Genomic DNA, 19,799 nt, shown 5'->3' with positions numbered 1-19,799 from the left:
TTCCTTCCTCGAACTTTCTTGCGTGCTCTCGTACTTACATACACAAGGGCACGCTTGGTTAATAAAAGGCAGGGGGACTTATTGCCCTGTCTGATAGTGCGAAGTGGAATAGCTGATATAACCACGCTGACGCATCAACTCTCGGCGCAGTTCTGGATGCGGTGTAAAACGATCGCGGCCATGTAGCCAGAACAGGTTGTTAATCAGCAACAGCTTTCCAACCGGAACCGGAACCGAAACAATATTGCGGCTACCTTCTAAGGCGTCTGATAACTCACTCAGCCAGTTCCCCTCTTCAAAATCTTTTGGTTGGACAAACTGATCGATATACCGCATCACAGGACGGCCTAGCCCATCGACATCAAATACGGGATGGAAAACATCTTGCGAGACATTTTTGCTCGGTGGCGCAGTCCAACGCATTGGTCGGCGTGCCAGAGGATGACTGAAATATTTGTCCAGCGATTCCCAATCATCGAGATGTAGCAGAAGGGAGTTTCCGCCTTGCATATTCTGTTCATCGATTTTCATCATCAAAACATAGTCGGTCACTTCGTCGACAAAGGTGCCGTCGTTATGCAACTCCAGCACACGATGTGGCTGACGCAGATAGCTATCTGAACTATCCACATTTTTCACCACAAAACGTGCATAGAATTGGCCACTCATCGCATCGTAGTTTGAACGACCAATGAGATGAGCTACCGCGGTAGCAATTTTTACCATCTCATCAGCTTGCTCAACGTGATCGATACCGTCTGCGCCAATCAGTAGCGCGCCCTGTGAGCGGGAAAGAATGGTATTGAGCAACAGCGGCTGGAGCTGCTCTGCACAGAGTTCATTGAGGATCTTTGCCACTCGGAAACGCAGGAAAGATTTGTACTCCAATGCTTGTACCGGCCATTCTTCAACTAACGATAAAAAGCGTTGGATTGTGGTTGCATCAAAATTGAGTTCAAGCATGCGCGGCGACTGTGCAGAGGGTCGAACGGTAAAGCCCTGCCCATTGGCTTTAGCTTCAGAGATATCCTGTTTTACGGCGGTTAACGCATTCATCAGAAAGTATCCTCGTTGCAGAAAATTATCTTCGGCAGAGCAATTCCTAGACATGCTCATTTCGTAGCCATAATCTAAAAATATCTACATTTTTGAGAATTGCGTATAAAAAGCACAGAAATGTTTATTTTTTGTGATCAAAGATACACATTTTATTTACATGAAGGGACTAAGGGATTAGCGGGAAAATAATTAATTTCTTTAAATTCAAATAATTATTTATTACCCAATAGGATGGGAAGAAAAATGGATGTTATTTGGATGTAAAAAAACCAGCCCTAAGGCTGGTTTCATTGGCTGAATAGCGAGATTACAGCAGATCAGCGATCATTTTTTCCAGTTTGCCCTGGTCTACGGCAAACTTACGGATGCCATCAGACAGTTTATCAACGGCCATTGGATCCTGATTGTGCTGCCAGTAGAATTCCGCTTCGGTCAAACGGGCTGGACGCGCTTTGATTTCGCCGGTGTAGCTCAGTTTACGCTCAACGTCGCCCTGTGCTTCAGACAGTTCTTTTAACAATGCAGGTGCGATAGTCAGACGGTCACAACCAGCCAGTTCCAGAATTTCGCCCATGTTACGGAAGCTTGCGCCCATAACCACGGTTTCATAGCCGTGCTGCTTGTAGTATTCGTAGATTTCGGTCACAGACACTACACCCGGATCTTCTTTTGGCGCGTATTCTTTCTTATCGGTGTTAGCTTTGTACCAGTCAAGGATACGACCAACAAACGGAGAAATCAGGTATACGCCAGCTTCTGCACAAGCACGAGCCTGCGCGAAGGAGAACAACAGAGTCAGGTTACAGTTGATACCTTCTTTTTCCAGCTGTTCAGCAGCACGGATACCCTGCCAAGTAGAAGCCAGTTTGATCAGAATGCGATCGTTGCTAATGCCAGCATCGTTATACATTTTGATCAGACGCTTAGCCTTAGCAACGCTTGCTTCAGTGTCATAAGACATGCGGGCGTCAACTTCAGTAGAAATACGGCCCGGAACCAGTTTCAAGATTTCCAAACCGATATTGACGGCCAGCTTATCTGAAGCATCCACAACCTGCTGAGCTTTGTCGTTGCTCTGGCTGCGAGCCCAAGCGATAGCTTCATCGATCAGCTTACGGTATTCAGGAATTTGTGCCGCATTCAGAATCAAAGAAGGGTTGGTCGTTGCATCTTGTGGTTGATACAACTTCATTGCGGCGATATCGCCGGTGTCGGCCACAACGGTGGTCAGCTGGCGTAGGGATGTCAGTTTATCGGTCATTTTTAGCGTTTCCATTATTGGTGCATAAAACCAGAATTAATGCAGCAATGGTTTTGCTTGTCACTTTTGAGCTATAACACTGATAACCCCAAGTGAATAACGCCATTGTGCATGAACTGTTGGCGGTTTATGACGTGCCTATCGCTGATAATAACACGCATCACGTGTTGCGCAATGCACTAAACTCGTCATAAAACCTATCACTTTTATCGGTTCTAACGCAGAAATGGCAAGCAACCGTTTTCGGCCTAAGTAAAAACAGCGCATAGCCGATAACAAGAATAAATCGCCATAGGTTTTCAAACTTATGCTACATTCTTGCCGTTTTTTCAAACCACACTTTTGCGCGAGTTGCGCAACGCCGAAGCCCATTTGTCACAATAAAAATATCCTCGGCTAGGTAAAATTTGCGTAATGCTTGCCGATGTAGTTACAGCAGGTATAGTTACGCTAAGTAATTAAACACCAGGAGAGCATTTTGACGGATCTAATTAACTTTATTAACAGCATATTGTGGGGATCGGTACTGATCTACCTTCTGATCGGTACCGGTCTATTTTTCACTATACGTACCGGTTTTATTCAGTTTCGCCACTTCGGCCATATGTTTTCGGTACTCAAGAACAGCAACAAGTCAGACACGGCTGGGATTTCCTCATTTCAAGCACTCTGCACCAGCCTAGCGGCTCGCGTTGGCACGGGTAATCTTACCGGCGTGGCGATTGCCATCACCGCTGGTGGTCCTGGCGCGATTTTCTGGATGTGGGTGGTCGCTATTATCGGCATGTCGACATCCTTTATTGAAAGTACGCTGGCTCAGTTATACAAAACCAAAGACGATCAAGGGAACTATCGCGGCGGCCCAGCCTACTACATGGAGAAAGGGCTAGGCATGCGCTGGATGGGAGTGCTGTTTTCCATCTTCTTAATTATCGCATTTGGTTTGGTATTCAACGCCGTCCAGTCAAATTCTATCGCACAGGCAACAGCCGTCGCCTTTGGTGTACAGCCATTTTATGTTGGCATTGGATTGGTGATCCTCAGTGGCGCTATTATTTTTGGTGGGCTACGTTCAATTGCCAAAACAGCAGAGCTCATTGTTCCGTTTATGGCTATTGCCTATCTTCTGCTCGCGTTCTGGGTGGTGGGGCATAATCTAAGTCGTATGCCTGAAGTGATTATGCTGATCTTTAGAAGCGCTTTTGGTCTGCAGGAGGCCGCTGCCGGCGCGGTCGGTTATGGTATTGCCCAAGCAATGACGCAAGGGATTCAGCGCGGTCTATTCTCAAACGAAGCGGGAATGGGCTCGGCGCCTAACGCAGCAGCGTCAGCAACCCCTTACCCGCCGCATCCGGCGTCACAAGGCTATGTGCAGATGTTTGGAGTGTTTGTAGATACTTTGGTTATCTGTAGCGCTACAGCCGCTATCATCCTGTCATCCGGAGCATTAGAGCATACGTCAGGTTCCATCAGCGGTATTGAACTCACCCAGCGTGCACTCTCTTCTGCCGTGGGAGGGTGGGGCACTATCTTTATCGCCACCGCCATCTTCTTCTTCGGCTTTACGTCAATCATCGCTAACTACTCCTATGCTGAAAGTAATCTCATTTTCCTTGAGCATAACCATCCTGCTGGGCTGATGCTGTTTCGTTGCTGCACGCTCGGCATGGTGATGTTTGGTACCCTTGCCGAATTACCGCTAGTGTGGAAGATGGCCGATCTTTCGATGGCAATGATGGCCATCACTAACCTAATTGCCATTTTGCTGCTCTCAGGCGTGGCGCTCAAACTGGCTAAGGACTATAACCACCAGCGCAGTATTGGCCGATTGCCTACTTTTGACATCAGCCAATACCCTGAAATCCAACAGCAGGTTGAGCCCGGTATTTGGGACAAGCCTAAATCTGAATAATTCATAGACTCCATCATCCGCTATTCATCATTAGGGGAGCAAACTATCGCTCCCCTATCACACTGATTCATCACTCCGCATAATAAATTTGTTACATTAGTCACCAGACACTAACCACAGGATCGATCCATGCTGATTATTATTTCACCTGCCAAAACGCTGGATTATGAAAGTCCGCTGGCGACAACGCGCTTTACCCAACCTGAGTTGCTCGATCACTCTGCCGAACTGATGGAGTACTGTCGTGAGCTAACACCTGCGCAAATCGGCAGTCTGATGAAAATCAGCGATAAATTAGCAGGCCTAAATGCGGCTCGTTTTGCAGAATGGCAGCCTAATTTCACGCCGCAAAATGCCCGTCAGGCTATTTTGGCATTCAAAGGCGATGTTTATACGGGTCTTCATGCTGAAGATTTCAGCGAGCAAGACTTCGACTTTGCTCAACAACACCTACGCATGCTCTCTGGACTGTATGGTTTACTGCGTCCGTTGGATTTGATGATGCCTTATCGTTTAGAGATGGGCATCAAGTTACACAACGCTAAAGGCAATGACCTGTATAGCTTCTGGGGCGATTTGCTCACCGAAAAATTAAACCAGCAACTAAAAGAACAAGGCGATGATGTGCTGATCAATCTGGCCTCCGATGAGTACTTTAAAGCCGTCAAACCCGCCAAACTGGATGGCCAACTGATTAAGCCAGTGTTTTTAGATGAGAAAGGTGGGAAATTTAAAGTCATCAGTTTCTACGCTAAAAAAGCGCGTGGACTAATGAGCCGCTTTATTATCCAGAACCAATTGACTCAGCCAGACCAGCTGAAAGATTTTAACCTTGAAGGTTATTTCTTTGATGAAGAAAAAATTGATAAATCAGGCAGCGAGCTAATTTTTAAACGCCACGAGGCGTAAACCGCTGACAACGTTGCAGGGAGCAAGAAACATATGAATGTGCTCCTTGCTCCCTCGGCGTGGTAGACCCGCGTATCTCGATCTCTTAAACGATCAGGACACCTAGCTTTTTATCACTTATTTTCGCGTTTTCACTTTGCCCATTGCATCATAAAAGCGCGAAGCGGAACGAAATCTGCCGCCATCTGATGCGAGAGCAGAGGCAAATTGGCGCGTTCTGCCAGTTCGGCAGGCAAAGGTAAGTCGCTAGATAAAATCTCGTCAACCACCTCTTTAAATTTCGCTGGGTGTGCAGTGCCCAAGAACAAACCAAACTCGCCCGGTTGCAATGTATCGCGCAACACACGATACGCAATCGCAGCATGTGGCTCAGAGATATACCCCAACTGGGAAAGTTCGCGCACGGTCTGGCGTGTGACATCATCAGAAACATGCCCATACGCCAACTCTTTTAGCTGCCAAATTTTACGCCGGAATAGCTCTTCTACTCGTGGCCAGTTATTTGGGCGGCTCACATCCATCGCATTCGACAATGTCGCTACGGTGTTGTGCGGTTGCCATTGTCCCGTAGCAAGAAAACGAGGCACGGTATCGTTCGCGTTGGTCGCCGCGATAAAGCGTTTGATTGGCAGCCCCAACGATTTCGCCAACAGACCCGCGGTTAAATCACCAAAGTTACCGCTGGGAACAGAAACCACCAACTGGTTGCGCGCTTCCTGCGGGAGTTGAGCCACAGCTTCAAAGTAATAACAGATTTGCGCCAACAATCGGCTGATATTGATAGAGTTAGCAGAGTTAAGTCCCAATGCCTTTTTCAGTTCTTCATCATCAAAAGCCTGTTTGACCAGCGCCTGACAATCATCAAAATCCCCCTCAATGGCAATCGTCTGAATATTTCCACCTAAGGTACAAAATAACTTTTCCTGCAGTGGGCTAATTTTGCCCTGAGGGTACAGAATAACAACCCGCACGTTTTCCAAGCCATAAAACGCATGGGCCACTGCAGCTCCGGTATCGCCCGAGGTCGCCGTCAGAATGGTCACTGGCTCATTGCCGGCGACTTCCTGCAGCATCTGCGCCATAAAGCGCCCGCCGAAGTCTTTAAACGCTAGCGTAGGCCCATGGAAGAGCTCCAATGCTGCAATGTCAGGCTCAACCGAAGCAACTGGTGCAGGGAAAGCAAACGCTGCTTTGACTCGGCGATAAATCACGTCTGCTGAGAATTCATCCCCCAGATATGCCGATAAAATATTAGCACTGCGGGTAACAAAATCTTGTTGTAAGAGATTATCGATCTCTGTCAGTTCAAACTCAGGGAGCTCGAGAGGGAAAAATAGCCCCTGATTCTTACCTAGCCCCTGTTTAATCGCCTGCGCAAAGCTGACCTGTTCGTTATGATCTTTCAAATTATAAAGTTTCATGCATTATCCCAGTCGTCGTGCGCCTGCGTTATCCAGACGGCAAATGTGAACAAAACCTTCTTCGTTTTGCAGATAGTTATTTTCCAGCCACTGTGCCATACGCTGCGCAGTATCTTGACGATCGCAAATGGCAAACAGCGTTGGGCCAGAACCAGAAATCCCGCAGGCTAGTGCGCCGATATCCTGCGCAGCCTGACGTGCCTGCGCAAATCCGGGTAACAGTCGAGTACGGTATGGTTCGGCAATAACATCATGCATCAATTTAGCCGCCAAAACGGGCTGGCGGGTATGGCACGCATGGATGAAGCCGGCCAGATAGCGTCCGTGGCTGATACAGTCTTGTCGGCGATACTGAGCAGGTAAAATAGCGCGGGCTTCAGCGGTGGAAACTTTGATGCCCGGATAAGCCATCACCCAGAACCATTCATCGAAACCGGGAACGGTTTGGCTAATGATGCCGTTTTCTTCCAAAATCAACTGCAACCCACCGAGGTAACACGGTGCTACGTTGTCATAATGCACGCTGCCGGAAATGCGCCCTTCCATTTCCCCCATCAGGGCTAATAGCTGAGTTTGATCGAGTGGTTGCTCAGCGAACTCATTGAGAGCCATTAATGCGGCCACAACGGAGCAAGCACTAGATCCTAAACCAGAGCCAATAGGCATGTTCTTTTCTAGTACCATCGCTACCGGCAGTTCGTGACCAATGGCCTGACAGAAGCGCTCCCAGCACTGATATACAATGTTATCTTTCGGATCGCTTGGCAGCTTACTCACGAAGCTACCTTTCGCACTCAAGCTGAATACATCCGCAGCTTCAACGCTAACGCAATCACCAAGAAATTGGCCATCAATAGGTGACACGGCGGCCCCCAACACATCAAAACCCACGCTGACGTTACCAATTGAAGCCGGTGCGTAAACCTTAACCATATTAGACTCCCAACTTCCATGACAAAGTACGCAGCAAATCTGCAAATACACCGGCAGCGGTCACGTCGTTACCCGCACCGTAGCCCCGCAGAACCAGTGGAATCGGCTGATAATAGCGACTGTAAAACGCTAAGGCATTTTCGCCATTTTTCACTTTATAGAGCGGATCATTGCCATCCGCTTCTACCATTTTGACCTGACAGCGACCATCAACAATTTGTCCAACGTAACGCAGCACCGCTCCTTTCGCGCGCGCTTTCTCCACTCGTTCAGCAAACCAATCGTCTAACTGTGGTAGGTGAGCCAAGAACGCCGATGTATCCCCACCTGCGTCGAAATCGGCAGGCAGCACAGACTCAACCTCAATGTCGTTCAGCTCCATGCTGTAGCCCGCTTCACGCGCCAAAATAAGTAGCTTACGTGCGACGTCCATTCCAGAAAGATCGTCACGTGGATCGGGCTCGGTATAGCCGAGTTTCTTCGCTTCAAGCGTGGCTTGCGATAAAGACATCCCCTCCTCTAACTTGCCGAAAATAAAGGAGAGTGAGCCAGACAAAATCCCAGAGAACTGTACTAGCTCATCGCCAGCGCTCAGCAAATTTTGCAGGTTTTCGATAACCGGCAAACCCGCACCGACGTTGGTGTCGTATAAAAACTTACGGCGCGACCCCGCTGCTGCCTGACGCAGTTGATGGTAGTAGTTCATGGAGCCGGTGTTGGCTTTCTTGTTTGGCGTCACCACGTGGAAACCGTTGCTAAGGAAATCAGCATATTGATCGGCAACTTCCTGACTGGAGGTACAGTCAACAATCACGGGATTCAGCAAATGGTATTCGTTCACTAAACGGATTAAGCGACCAAGGTTAAACGGCTCTTTGGCATCAGCTAATTCACTCTGCCAGCGATCGAGTTCAATACCATGCACGTTGGTTAGCAGCGCCCGCGAGTTCGCGATACCACACACTCGCAGGTCGATATGTTTATTCTTCAGCCATGATTGTTGGCGATGGATCTGCTCAATTAGCGCACCGCCTACGCCACCGGAACCAATCACGAAGACCTCAATCACCTGATCGGTATTGAACAACATCTGGTGGCTGACACGAACGGCCGTGGTCGCTGAGTCGTTATTAACTACCACGGAAATAGAGCGTTCTGAAGAGCCTTGTGCAATCGCAACAATATTGATATTGGCACGCGCCAGAGCGGAGAAGAACTTAGCCGAAATACCGCGCATAGTCCGCATACCATCACCGACGACGGAGATTATCGCTAAGTGCTCAGTGACATCCAGCGGCTCTAGCAAACCGTCTTTCAGCTCTAGATAGAATTCTTCGTTCAGTGCACTTTGCGCACGCTCCAGCTCACGCTGAGGGATGCAGAAGCTAATGCTGTATTCGGATGAGGACTGTGTGATCAGCACGACCGAAATCCCACTACGCGACATGACCGCAAACACGCGCGCCGCCATGCCAACCATACCTTTCATGCCTGGACCGGAGACGTTGATCATCGCCATATTGTTCAGGTTAGTTATGCCTTTTACCGGTACGCCATCAGCCCCACTTTCGCGACCGATGAGAGTTCCGGGAGCTTGGGGATTTGCGGTATTTTTGATGAGGCAGGGAATTTGGAACTGGGCGATAGGTGCAATGGTGCGAGGATGAAGAACTTTGGCGCCAAAATAAGAGAGCTCCATCGCCTCTTGATATGACATTGATTTTAATAATCTTGCATCGGGTACAGTGCGTGGATCGCAAGTGTATACGCCGTCAACGTCGGTCCAGATCTCACAACAATCAGCGCGCAGGCAGGCCGCGAGCACCGCAGCGGAATAATCAGAGCCATTGCGGCCTAATACCACCAGTTCGCCTTTATCGTTACCTGCGGTGAAACCCGCCATTAATACCATGTGATCGGCAGGAATCGGTTCATCAGCGATGCGACGAGTGGACTCCGCAATATCTACGGTTGATTCCAGATAGCCGCCAACGGCCAAAAGTTTTTCCACCGGATTAATCACGCTAACGCCGTAACCACGCGCCCTAAGCAGCTCGGCCATAATTGCAATCGAGAGTTTTTCACCGCGACAAATCATCGCTGCATTCACACTATCTGGGCATTGTCCCAACAGCGAGATACCATGCAACACCTGTTTGATTTGAGCAAACTCAGCGTCAACCAGCTGTTTAAGGCGGCCATATTCAAATCCAGACTGAGCCTGATCAAGCCCTGTCAGTAAATCGGCAAAAATCGTTTCTGCGTCGCTGATATTTGGCAGCGCATCTTGTCCGGCAATCGTTTTTTCTACCATCGCCACTAAGTGATTGGTTATTTTCGCCGGCGCAGACAGCACGGTGGCAACCTGTCCCTGACGGGCATTATTTTCTAAGATGTCAGCAACGCGCAGAAACCGATCTGCATTCGCCACTGAGGTACCACCAAATTTCAGCACTCGCATTTGTAACACTCTCCCGAATTAGGCTTAAAAAAAAGCCCGCACTGTTTAGGTGCGGGCTTTTTTCTTTCTCTTTTTCTGTACGCGTCAGCCCGCCCCGTTACATGTAGTATCGGTGGTGGTAATAATTGTTGTGGTGTTCAGGCTGTAGTTATGAAAACTAATACGCATCTCTGTCTGTCCAATAAATTCTTGTGTCTGCCCTATATTGGTTAAAGCAAAGGCCAAACTAAGTCAACGAAATTCTGTTGTTACTCGACAACATACTGATAACCTAAGCAGCATAAAAACCTTTATAAAAACCCTATCTCAGCAAAAGTGCGCTGAGTCACACTTTATGACTGAGCAGAATGAGATAACTTTGCGCACCTTCACCGAGCATTCGACGTTTTCAGTTTTTTTCTTCGTTAGCTTATTTTTTCAGCGCCTTTTCGATATCGTGAATTAACGTATGTAGCATCGAAGTGTCACGCTGAGCGAGTAAACCGAGTCGTTGATCGAGCCAATCTGATAGTTTTTGATCGTCCTCAACGTTCAACGCGCTCAGCAAACGATGAACCCTATGACGCAAAGCCACTAATTGATTCTGTTCGGCCAGCTGTTGGGTTTCGACCCTATTTTGTATCAACGACGATAGCTGATAGCAAAACACCATCACCGCCTGACCCAAATTCAACGATGGATAGTCCGCCACCATCGGAACCCCCGTCAGAATATCCGCTAAGGCGAGTTCTTCGTTTGATAACCCCGACTCTTCTCGACCAAAAACGATAGCGCAACTGGCAGTCCAGCTCTGCTTTTCCTGCAAGATACCCGTAAGTTCCTGAGGCGAGCAGTAATAGTGGTATCTAGCACGGCTTCTGGCGGTCGTCGCAACGGTGAAATCCACATCAGCTAGCGCAGCTTCCAAGGTATTAAAGTGCTGGGCGTTATCTAAAATATCTCCAGACCCGTGCGCGACCCAACGCGTGGCAGGCTCAAGATATGCCTGACTATCAACGATCCGTAAAGATGAAAACCCCATGGTTTTCATAGCCCTTGCTGCAGCGCCAATGTTTTCAGGTCTGGCCGGAGCGACCAGTACGATGTGTATTTGCATATAAATGCCCGATTTTTAACAATTCGTAATTAACAGAGCGCACTTTATCTTGCTCTAGCTGGTTTTTCCAATAGCTTCAAAGTTACATTTTTTTAACAAAAAAACGGATTTTTCTATTAGATAAAAAAGGAAAAAGGTATTTTAATCAAAAAACATGCAGAGACTACGTTATTTAGAACAAATACGATAAATTCATTTTTACAATCAATGAATTAAATTTTATATAAATCTAGAATAAAGTTTAGTTTTGTCGTGCAAATTTACCGAGCTTAATCAGAGACAAACTGGCTTAAGTTCGTTATTAAGCTCACATACTTGTAAGTGTTTTTCACAAATCTGTTAACGTGCTACAATTGGATTTGATATATGTCAACAAAGCGTAGTTTTGTTGGATGGCAATTGCGGTGTGTGCTGTTATATTGCTGTTAATAGGGTTAGGATGTGCGCCGCTTTTGGCACCACCGGGGCTGTAGGGAGTAACATCCCCTGACCAACCTAGCGATGTTGTTGACGTTGATGGAAAGTGCATCAAGAACGAGTTTACGTACTTTAGTCTGTTGAATCTCTATGTTGTTACATCATCGAAACAGCCACACTCTCGATTTGATGTTTTAGGATCCAAGACTACTGTACTTCCCTATTTCTATTTTGTTGGCAATTTTAGGTAGCAAACACATGCAGACCCCGCACATTCTTATCGTCGAGGACGAACTCGTCACTCGAAACACACTTAAAAGTATTTTTGAGGCGGAAGGTTATATCGTTCATGAAGCCAATGATGGCGCAGAAATGCACCAGATCCTGTCAGAATTTGACATCAATCTGGTTATCATGGATATCAACCTGCCTGGTAAAAATGGCCTGTTGTTGGCTCGCGAGCTGCGTGAACAAGCAAATGTAGCGCTGATGTTCCTGACTGGCCGCGACAATGAAGTGGATAAAATCCTTGGCCTGGAAATCGGTGCCGATGATTACATCACTAAGCCATTCAACCCACGTGAGCTGACTATTCGTGCTCGTAATCTTCTGTCTCGCACCATGAATCTGGGCGGTGGCACCGAAGAGCGCAAGCTGGTTGAAAGCTATCGCTTTAACGGTTGGGAATTGGACATCAACAGTCGTTCATTAGTCAGCCCTAACGGCGAACAATACAAGCTGCCACGCAGTGAGTTTCGTGCCATGCTGCACTTCTGCGAAAACCCGGGGAAAATTCAGTCCCGTGCAGAACTGCTGAAAAAAATGACCGGCCGTGAGCTCAAGCCACATGACCGTACCGTTGACGTGACCATCCGTCGTATCCGTAAGCACTTCGAGTCTACGCCAGATACTCCGGAAATCATCGCGACGATTCACGGTGAAGGCTATCGTTTCTGCGGCGATCTGGAAGAGTAATCTCCAGCGTTAAGCAAGACACACAAAAAAGGCCGGATAATCCGGCCTTTTGCTTATCTGTCGTATGAATGTCTCATCAATGACAGCAATAAAAAAGCGGAGTTTCCCCCGCCTATTCATCATCTCAATCTGAAACGCAACTACGCGTTTTGACGCCACCACTCAGCGAGTAGAATGCCGGTTGCAACAGACACGTTCAAGCTTTCAACTTGGCCTGTCCCCCCGATGGACAGACTTAAATCGCCCTGCTGCATAACGGTTTCAGACAGACCGTCACGCTCTTGACCTAACACTAACACCATTTTCTTAGGCAGTGTGGCCTTAGTCAGCGGCGTAGTGCCTTTATGGCTGGAGGTGGTGACAATGGTATAGCCTGCACGACGAAACTCATCCAGCGCGCCATCAAAGCCATCGGCATCAATAGCCTGAATATGCTCTGCGCCACCTTCAGCAGTACGCACAGCCGCGCCAGATTCCAGCATCGACGCATCCTGAACCATCAGCCCTTTTACACCAAAGTGCGCACAGGTACGCATGATGCCGCCTAGGTTATGCGGGTTGCCCACATCTTCCAACGCCAGCACACAGTCGGTGTCCGCGGCAGTTTTCAGGTAAGAACGAGCATCTAGACCATTACGTTTTTTGATCAGGAAGCAGACACCACCATGATGTTCGGTTCCTGATGCTTTCGTCAGTTCCTCATCATCAACCACATGATAGGCTTTACGGTTCGCCGCCATCCAGCGCAGAGCTTCTCGGAAACGTGGTGTTACCGACTGAACAAACCATGCGCGCACGATAGCGTCAGGACGGCTTGCAAACAAAGCCTGACATGCATTTTCGCCGTAGACTCGAGTTTCTTCAGCCCGCTGACGACGCAACTGCTCAGGGTCGATAAAGCTCTTACCGGCGATACCACCGTGATCTGGCTTATCTTCTTCATTCGGTGCACGAGAAACCGTTTTCCAAGGCGAACGATCATAAGGGCCTTCACTACGCCCTTCGCTACGGCCTTCACTGCGGTTCGCACCAGCAGGACGGCGTGAGCGATCGTTTTCTTGGCTACGGCCTTGACCACCACGGCGATCGTTGCGACGGTCTCCATCCTGAGCACTACGGCCCTGTCGACCACCTCGTTCACCTTGACGCCCTTTACCTTCCGGACGCGATTTTTGGTCACGGTCTTTGCTGTCGTCCTCACTACGGACGTACATCACTTTGACCTTGCCATTTTTGCCATTAAAAGAATCGTTCATTGCTATCTCCACCAACGCGCAGGGCGCGAAGATTACCTGATGTGTGACCACTAAGCTATACCCAAATGACTTGCATCCGCTAACAAATTACGGCGGCAAACAACCTGAGCACTTAAGCTTTGGACAAAAGCTGGCATCTATTATAACCATTGAGGAAACCTGATTGTGATTAATATCCCCAAGCACCATAATGCTTAACATTATCTAAACATTAACGTTGCTTTTACCGTTGAAAAGCTCGGAATATTTATCCAAACCACGAGGTTAACCATGAATACCGTTTGTCCATCCTGCCAAACCACCAATCGTTTACCCGAAGAGCGCATTGAGGATCAGGCTAAATGCGGTCGCTGCGGTCATGAGTTATTCGATGGTGAAGTGATTAACGCAACGTCTGCTACGCTGGATAAAATTCTCCAAGACGAATTACCAGTCCTAATCGACTTTTGGGCACCATGGTGCGGCCCGTGTCAGGGATTTGCCCCCGTTTTTGAAGAGGTCGCTGAAGAACGTGCAGGGCAGATTCGCTGTGTGAAAGTCAACACTGAGGCAGAACCCGAGCTCAGCACCCGTTTCCGCATTCGCAGTATCCCAACGATCATGCTTTACCAAAATGGTCAATTGGTGGACATGCTAAACGGCGCGGTGCCAAAAGCGCCATTCGATGGCTGGATCAACGAACAACTTGCCACTAAAGCTTAGTTATCTCATTGATGCTATCAAGCCCAGAGAAATTCTGGGCTTTTTACTTTTTATCGATGCCCATACCTATCGCCGCTGTACCCTGCTAGCCCGCTTGTTTAAAATAGCGCTTTTGCCTCATCAGAGAAGTCGATGCCTCCTAATGCCGTTCTGCGTTTGCGTGAGCTACGCTTAGCCAAAGCAACAAAACCCTTTCTTACCCGTGGAGGTCGAGTCACGCGCTGTCAGCGTTGTCTATTGCCCGCAACGCGCTGCTTATGCGAGACCATCTCACCACGCATAGCAAACAGCCGTTTTTGTCTGATGATGTACGATACCGAGCCGATGAAGCCGAGTAATACAGGACGCCTGATTGCCGATATTTTGCCAAATACCGCGGCCTTTCAATGGGCGCGCACCGAGGTTGATCCTGCGCTTTTAACATTACTTAATAGCCCTGATTATCAACCCTATGTCGTTTTTCCCGGTTCATATGCCCCAGAGCGGGCCGTGACAACGCTAGACACAAGTATGAATGCCAAGCCACCGTTATTCATCATGCTAGATGGCACATGGCGCGAGGCGACCAAAATGTTTCGTAAAAGCCCTTATCTCGACAAGTTCCCCGTTTTCTCGTTAGAGGCAAAGCTTGAGAGTGACTACACGCTACGCGAGTCGGCACGTGACGATCAGCACTGTACGGCAGAGGTTGCCGCGGCTTTGTTGGATATTGCTGGCGATAGCGAAGCGGCTTTGGGGTTACAACAGCACTTTACCTATTTTCGTCGTCAATATTTGCTAGGTAAGCCTCATCACCGTGAAGAGGTCACTGCAGAAAATATCTAGAGGTATTAGACTCAGCCTATCCGCTTCGGCAAGGAGTCATGGCTATGAGTCAACGCAGTCTGGAATCGTTGTTACGCCCCAAATCAATCGCCGTTATCGGTGCATCAAATAAGGTTGGGCGTAACGGCCACCTGATAATGCAGAATCTGCTGAAAGGAGGATTCTCTGGCCCTGTAATGCCCGTCACTCCTCGTTATCAGGCCGTTTGTGGTGTCCTTGCCTATCCAGACATAGAGTCTCTCCCCTTTGCTCCCGACCTCGCCATTTTGTGTATCAATGCTAAACGCAATATCGAAGTCATCGCCGCATTAGGAAAAAAAGGATGCCGAGCAGCGATTGTTCTCTCATCTCCAAACGCTCAGGCTCAAGAGCTAAAATCCTGTGCCCAGAAACATAATGTGCGTCTGCTAGGGCCAAACAGCTTAGGCCTGTTGGCTCCGTGGCAGAAAATGAATGCCAGTTTCTCTCCTGTCCCTATTTTGCCTGGCAAGCTGGCGTTTATCTCTCAGTCTGCAGCCGTATCCAATACGATTCTAGATTGGGCTCAACAGCGTGAGATTGGCTTTTCATTATTTATCGCATTGGGTGATAGCCTTGATATCGACGTTGATGACTTACTCGATTTTTTAGCACGAGACAGCAAAACCAGCGCCATCTTGATCTATCTTGAGCATTTGCATGATGCCCGTCGTTTTCTTTCTGCGGCGCGAAGCGCATCGCGTAATAAACCAATACTGGTCATCAAAAGCGGTCGCAGCCCGCAGGCTCAGCAGCTACTCAATAGCGTGCAAGGACTGGACGCTGCCTATGACGCAGCGATCCAGCGCGCAGGCTTACTCCGCGTTCAAGATACGCATGAGCTTTTCTCTGCGGTAGAAACACTCAGTCACATGCATCCCCTACGAGGGGAGAAGATCCTAATTATCAGCAACGGCGCAGCACCGGCAGCGATGTCAGTTGATGAGTTACTGCGCCGCAACGGCAAGCTTGCCACGCTTGATGAGGAAACCCTGACGGTATTACGTAGCAAAATGCCTGAAGATGTTTATCTGAAAAACCCGATTGACCTACGAGATGATGCAACGCCAGCGCGCTATCAGGTAGCTATCAGTACCTTATTAGACAGCCACTGCTACGATGCGGTATTAATCATCCATGCACCGAGCGCTGCGGCACCGGCCACAGCCACTGCAGAAACCGTGATTCAGGCGCTTAAGCAGCATCCTCGCGGCAAACGAATTTCCGTACTGACAAACTGGAGCGGCGAGTTTTCATCGCAGGAAGCGCGCCGATTATTCAGCGAAGCTGGAATACCGACCTATAGAACACCAGAAGGTGCAATTACCGCCTTTATGCACATGGTTGAATATCGCCGCAACCAACGTCAGCTCATGGAGACGCCGGCTCTGCCTGCAGCCCTAATAGCCAACCCTACTCAGGCCCATGACCTTATTCAGCAGGCAATGAAAGAGGGGATCTACCATCTCGATACGCATGAGGTGAGATCGATTCTGTCGCACTATGGTTTGCATACGCTACCCACATGGATTGCCAACGATAGCACCGAAGCAGTACATATTGCGGAGCAAGTTGGATATCCAGTCGCCCTGAAACTCCGTTCGCCAGACATTCCTCATAAATCGGATGTACAAGGAGTTATGCTTTATCTGCGTAACGCGAGTGAAGTTGAGCAAGCGGCCAATGCCATTATAGATCGTGTTAAGCACGCGTATCCTCAGGCACGAATTCATGGTCTGTTAGTCCAAAGCATGGCTAACCGCGCAGGCTCTCAGGAGCTACGGATACTCGTCGATAATGATCCGGTTTTCGGCCCACTGATCATGCTGGGAGAAGGTGGTGGGACGTGGGATCCTGACCATGATGCGGCCGTTGCTCTTCCGCCGTTAAATATGACACTGGCTCGCTATCTCATCATGCAGGCAATTAAAGGCGGTAAAATTCGTAGCAGAAGCCCTCTGCAGCCACTGAATATCGATGGGTTAAGTCAGCTACTTGTTCAGGTTTCTGACCTTATCGTCGACTGCCCAGAGATTACCCGCCTCGATATTCATCCCGTCTTGGCCTCGGCAGATGATTTCACCCTGCTGGATGTTTCGTTACAGCTAACACCTTTTGCTGGTGATGCCGAAAACCGCCTAGCCATACGCCCTTACCCACAGCATCTGGAAGAAAACGTCACCTTGCGTAACGGAGCGACCTGTTTGCTACGTCCCATACTTCCAGAAGACGAGCCGCTACTGCAGCAATTTATTCAAAAGGTAACTAAGGAGGATTTGTACTATCGTTACTTTAGCGAGATCAACGAATTCACTCATGAAGATCTTGCTAAGATGACGCAGATTGACTACGACAGAGAAATGGCTTTTGTCGCGGTTATACAGGAAGAAGGGCGTGATGCCATTATTGGTGTCACTCGCGCACTATCGGACCCTGATAATCACGAAGCAGAGTTTGCCGTCCTCGTTCGCTCAGATCGTAACGGCTTGGGGCTAGGAAAAACGCTATTAAGTAAAATGATCGCTTATTCAACCCAGCGCGGTCTTGAGAAGCTCGTAGGTATTACGATGCCCAATAATCAGGGAATGATTGGCCTAGCGCGAAAACTCGGATTTCAGGTCGATATCCAAATCGAAGACGGTATTGTCAATCTAAGCTTGCCGCTAGGTAATCTCACACAGGAACATACTGAATTTTGCTGAGAGGGTAGCGACAAATCGAGGCAAAACATACGCAATCAAGGGAAAGTAGTGTTATTATCGCCCGATTCCCTAGGCTAATATAACTGTATGTAGCATTTTGCTACACAATGATGAGAGAAGAAGCGCACTGTGATGTTGTCTAAATTTAAACGAACGAAACATCAACAACACCTTGCACAACTGCCAAAACTTCCCCAGACAGTTGAGGATGTTCAGACGCTGTTTACGCCAGAGGCTTTCCGACTGGCGCTAATAGACGCGATTTCTAACGCCTCTCGCCGTATTTACATCACGGCTCTGTATCTGGAAAACGATGACGGCGGACGCGATGTTCTCAATGCCTTGTATAGCGCAAAGCAACAGCATCCAGATTTAGAAATCTACGTTCTCGTCGACTGGCACCGTGCACAACGTGGACGTATTGGCGCCGCGGCAACGAATACAAATGCCGACTGGTACTGCGCCATGGCCGATCAACACCCTGGCATTTCAGTTCCTATTTATGGCGTACCGGTAAATACCCGTGAAGCTCTCGGCGTTTTACACCTCAAAGGCTTTATTGTCGACGATCAAGTGATTTATAGCGGCGCAAGCCTGAATGACGTTTATCTACACCGTCATGATAAATATCGTTATGACCGATATCACTTCATCAAGAACAGCCGCTTGGCCGATACGATGTCTGCTTATATTCAAAATAAGCTGCTTACCGATCCCGCGGTTCAACGACTAGATCGTGACGATCGCCCTAAAAGTCCAGAAATTCGCAATGAAACACGACAATTCCGCCATGGCTTACGCAGCTGCGGTTATGATGTTGCAGCGATTGCCAGCAACGATGAATTAGCAGTAACCCCTCTTGCTGGATTGGGTAAACATAGCGTACTCAATAAAACAATCCACCATTTGATGTGCAGTACAGAAGAGAAAGTGACGCTATGTACGCCTTATTTCAATATGCCGGCTCTTTTAGTGCGCAATATTATTTATTTATTGCGACAAGGTAAGCAGGTCGAAATTATCGTGGGCGACAAAAAGGCGAATGATTTCTATATTCCAGAAGATGAGCCATTCAAGATTATTGGTGCGCTTCCCTACCTCTACGAAATTAACCTACGACGATTTATGAGCCGCCTGCAACGTTTCGTGGATAATGGTCAACTCATTGTGCGTCTTTGGAAAGATGAAGATAATACCTATCATCTAAAAGGTATGTGGATTGATGATCAATGGCAGTTGATTACAGGAAACAACCTGAACCCACGAGCATGGCGACTAGATTTAGAGAACGCAGTTCTCATTCATGATCCTAAGCATCAGTTACATGACCAACGCCAGAACGAGCTAGAGTGTATCAGGACCAACACGCATATTGTGCGTAGCTACCTTGAGCTTGAAACTATTCAACAGTATCCACTGAAAGTACGTAAGCTAATAAGACGACTCCGCAGAATTCGTATTGACCGCCTAATAAGCCGAATATTGTAACTATATTAAGCCTCCTTTTTGGAGGCTTTTTTATATTCGTAATCTAATGAATGCTATTCATTCGTACGTCTCCATTAACAACTCAGCCTCGCGCAAAACAAATTAACCCGAAGATTTCCATCGGCGATTCTTTTTAGGTTTTCTTTTTTCAAATAGCAAAGAACCCCAGCCTTTCGACTGAGGTTCTTTATAATGCCTGGCAGTTGTATGACGGGCTTCCTGCCCGTCACCCTTCGGGCAGCACTTCGCGCTGTGCAAATCCGTTCCCGACGGATTTGTCCTACTCAAAGCGTAACTCACCGACAAACAACAGATAAACAAAAAAGCCCCATGCTTTCGCATGAGGCTTTTTCGTTTATTTAAT

The 19,799-nt window shown here is 48.2% G+C and carries 16 protein-coding genes, 1 pseudogene and 1 other annotated feature; of the genes and pseudogenes, 7 read left to right on the top strand and 10 right to left on the bottom strand.

Features of this window, described 5'->3' with window-relative positions:
• Nucleotides 1-78 precede the first annotated feature (78 nt).
• Both glaH and tal read right to left on the bottom strand, forming a co-directional pair.
• On the bottom strand, nucleotides 79-1,056 hold the full coding sequence (glaH, locus tag M988_RS03130) for a glutarate dioxygenase GlaH (RefSeq protein WP_008814677.1): 978 nt from the start codon (nucleotides 1,054-1,056) through the stop codon (nucleotides 79-81).
• A gap of 310 nt (nucleotides 1,057-1,366) precedes the next feature.
• The gene (gene tal / locus M988_RS03125; protein ID WP_064572798.1) at nucleotides 1,367-2,320 is read right to left on the bottom strand and encodes a transaldolase; all 954 of its coding nucleotides are present in this window, start codon (nucleotides 2,318-2,320) and stop codon (nucleotides 1,367-1,369) included.
• Nucleotides 2,321-2,798: 478 nt separating this feature from the next.
• On the opposite strand from tal, the gene M988_RS03115 reads away from it, so the two are divergent.
• Together M988_RS03115 and yaaA are read left to right on the top strand one after the other, a co-directional pair.
• Entirely contained in the window at nucleotides 2,799-4,232 is a 1,434-nt protein-coding gene (locus M988_RS03115) for an alanine/glycine:cation symporter family protein (RefSeq protein ID WP_039185664.1), read from the top strand.
• A 129-nt stretch (nucleotides 4,233-4,361) separates the two neighbouring features.
• Nucleotides 4,362-5,141: a peroxide stress protein YaaA gene (yaaA, locus tag M988_RS03110; RefSeq protein ID WP_039185662.1), complete on the top strand. Its 780-nt coding sequence runs from the start codon at nucleotides 4,362-4,364 to the stop codon at nucleotides 5,139-5,141.
• A gap of 131 nt (nucleotides 5,142-5,272) precedes the next feature.
• Here the strand turns inward: yaaA and thrC are convergent, their stop codons facing one another.
• The 6 genes and pseudogenes from thrC to yjjY form a co-directional block, all read right to left on the bottom strand.
• Nucleotides 5,273-6,562: a threonine synthase gene (thrC, locus tag M988_RS03105; protein WP_008814681.1), complete on the bottom strand. Its 1,290-nt coding sequence runs from the start codon at nucleotides 6,560-6,562 to the stop codon at nucleotides 5,273-5,275.
• Nucleotides 6,563-6,565: 3 nt separating this feature from the next.
• A complete protein-coding gene (gene thrB, locus M988_RS03100) occupies nucleotides 6,566-7,495 on the bottom strand; it encodes a homoserine kinase (protein WP_061059566.1) in 930 nt (309 codons plus the stop codon).
• 1 nt (nucleotide 7,496) lies between these two features.
• Complete coding sequence (gene thrA / locus M988_RS03095; RefSeq protein WP_064572790.1) at nucleotides 7,497-9,956, bottom strand: bifunctional aspartate kinase/homoserine dehydrogenase I; 2,460 nt, start codon at nucleotides 9,954-9,956, stop codon at nucleotides 7,497-7,499.
• Nucleotides 9,957-9,981: 25 nt separating this feature from the next.
• Nucleotides 9,982-10,105 (bottom strand) — a sequence feature (Thr leader region).
• Nucleotides 10,041-10,124, bottom strand: coding sequence for a thr operon leader peptide (thrL, locus tag M988_RS23315; protein WP_071603088.1), 84 nt, complete (start codon nucleotides 10,122-10,124; stop codon nucleotides 10,041-10,043). (Overlaps the previous feature by 65 nt.)
• Before the next feature lie 241 nt (nucleotides 10,125-10,365).
• Nucleotides 10,366-11,052: a tRNA/rRNA methyltransferase gene (locus tag M988_RS03090; RefSeq protein ID WP_039185653.1), complete on the bottom strand. Its 687-nt coding sequence runs from the start codon at nucleotides 11,050-11,052 to the stop codon at nucleotides 10,366-10,368.
• Nucleotides 11,053-11,466: 414 nt separating this feature from the next.
• Nucleotides 11,467-11,615 (bottom strand): annotated as a pseudogene (yjjY, locus tag M988_RS23090) (YjjY family protein).
• 112 nt (nucleotides 11,616-11,727) lie between these two features.
• Between yjjY and arcA the strand changes: the two are divergent.
• Nucleotides 11,728-12,444 (top strand): two-component system response regulator ArcA, encoded by a 717-nt coding sequence (arcA, locus tag M988_RS03085; RefSeq protein WP_004089205.1) that lies wholly within the window; start codon nucleotides 11,728-11,730, stop codon nucleotides 12,442-12,444.
• A gap of 140 nt (nucleotides 12,445-12,584) precedes the next feature.
• Here arcA and M988_RS03080 read toward each other — a convergent pair whose 3' ends face one another.
• Nucleotides 12,585-13,700 carry a tRNA/rRNA methyltransferase gene (locus tag M988_RS03080; RefSeq protein WP_008814685.1) on the bottom strand — a complete coding sequence of 372 codons (1,116 nt, stop codon included), beginning with the start codon at nucleotides 13,698-13,700 and terminating at the stop codon, nucleotides 12,585-12,587.
• 270 nt (nucleotides 13,701-13,970) lie between these two features.
• Between M988_RS03080 and trxC the strand changes: the two genes are divergently transcribed.
• From trxC to pssA, 4 genes are all read left to right on the top strand, one after another.
• Nucleotides 13,971-14,402 carry a thioredoxin TrxC gene (trxC, locus tag M988_RS03075; RefSeq protein WP_039185648.1) on the top strand — a complete coding sequence of 144 codons (432 nt, stop codon included), beginning with the start codon at nucleotides 13,971-13,973 and terminating at the stop codon, nucleotides 14,400-14,402.
• 132 nt (nucleotides 14,403-14,534) lie between these two features.
• Nucleotides 14,535-15,227 carry a tRNA-uridine aminocarboxypropyltransferase gene (locus M988_RS03070; RefSeq protein WP_064572789.1) on the top strand — a complete coding sequence of 231 codons (693 nt, stop codon included), beginning with the start codon at nucleotides 14,535-14,537 and terminating at the stop codon, nucleotides 15,225-15,227.
• 44 nt (nucleotides 15,228-15,271) lie between these two features.
• The gene (locus M988_RS03065; RefSeq protein WP_064572787.1) at nucleotides 15,272-17,947 is read left to right on the top strand and encodes a bifunctional acetate--CoA ligase family protein/GNAT family N-acetyltransferase; all 2,676 of its coding nucleotides are present in this window, start codon (nucleotides 15,272-15,274) and stop codon (nucleotides 17,945-17,947) included.
• A 132-nt stretch (nucleotides 17,948-18,079) separates the two neighbouring features.
• Nucleotides 18,080-19,435, top strand: coding sequence for a CDP-diacylglycerol--serine O-phosphatidyltransferase (gene pssA, locus M988_RS03060; protein ID WP_008814689.1), 1,356 nt, complete (start codon nucleotides 18,080-18,082; stop codon nucleotides 19,433-19,435).
• A gap of 102 nt (nucleotides 19,436-19,537) precedes the next feature.
• On the opposite strand, the gene M988_RS23015 is transcribed toward pssA, so the two are convergent.
• A partial coding sequence (locus M988_RS23015) for a hypothetical protein (protein WP_211271667.1) occupies nucleotides 19,538-19,799 on the bottom strand: 262 nt, incomplete at its 5' end.

The sequence above is a fragment of the Hafnia paralvei ATCC 29927 genome (assembly GCF_001655005.1).
Lineage (GTDB): Bacteria > Pseudomonadota > Gammaproteobacteria > Enterobacterales > Enterobacteriaceae > Hafnia > Hafnia paralvei.
The sequence above is the reverse complement of the archived record's forward strand: the minus strand, read 5'-3'. Positions and strand labels throughout refer to the sequence as shown.

Excerpts from the sequence above, each read along its gene's own strand:
- pssA (WP_008814689.1), top strand. The coding sequence starts at position 18,080 with ATGTTGTCTAAATTTAAACGAACGAAACATCAACAACACCTTGCACAA.
- M988_RS03070 (WP_064572789.1), top strand. The coding sequence starts at position 14,535 with ATGCCTCCTAATGCCGTTCTGCGTTTGCGTGAGCTACGCTTAGCCAAA.
- glaH (WP_008814677.1), bottom strand. The coding sequence starts at position 1,056 with ATGAATGCGTTAACCGCCGTAAAACAGGATATCTCTGAAGCTAAAGCC.
- M988_RS03065 (WP_064572787.1), top strand. The coding sequence starts at position 15,272 with ATGAGTCAACGCAGTCTGGAATCGTTGTTACGCCCCAAATCAATCGCC.
- trxC (WP_039185648.1), top strand. The coding sequence starts at position 13,971 with ATGAATACCGTTTGTCCATCCTGCCAAACCACCAATCGTTTACCCGAA.
- thrL (WP_071603088.1), bottom strand. The coding sequence starts at position 10,124 with ATGCGTATTAGTTTTCATAACTACAGCCTGAACACCACAACAATTATT.
- M988_RS03080 (WP_008814685.1), bottom strand. The coding sequence starts at position 13,700 with ATGAACGATTCTTTTAATGGCAAAAATGGCAAGGTCAAAGTGATGTAC.
- yaaA (WP_039185662.1), top strand. The coding sequence starts at position 4,362 with ATGCTGATTATTATTTCACCTGCCAAAACGCTGGATTATGAAAGTCCG.
- thrA (WP_064572790.1), bottom strand. The coding sequence starts at position 9,956 with ATGCGAGTGCTGAAATTTGGTGGTACCTCAGTGGCGAATGCAGATCGG.
- tal (WP_064572798.1), bottom strand. The coding sequence starts at position 2,320 with ATGACCGATAAACTGACATCCCTACGCCAGCTGACCACCGTTGTGGCC.
- arcA (WP_004089205.1), top strand. The coding sequence starts at position 11,728 with ATGCAGACCCCGCACATTCTTATCGTCGAGGACGAACTCGTCACTCGA.
- thrB (WP_061059566.1), bottom strand. The coding sequence starts at position 7,495 with ATGGTTAAGGTTTACGCACCGGCTTCAATTGGTAACGTCAGCGTGGGT.
- M988_RS03090 (WP_039185653.1), bottom strand. The coding sequence starts at position 11,052 with ATGCAAATACACATCGTACTGGTCGCTCCGGCCAGACCTGAAAACATT.
- thrC (WP_008814681.1), bottom strand. The coding sequence starts at position 6,562 with ATGAAACTTTATAATTTGAAAGATCATAACGAACAGGTCAGCTTTGCG.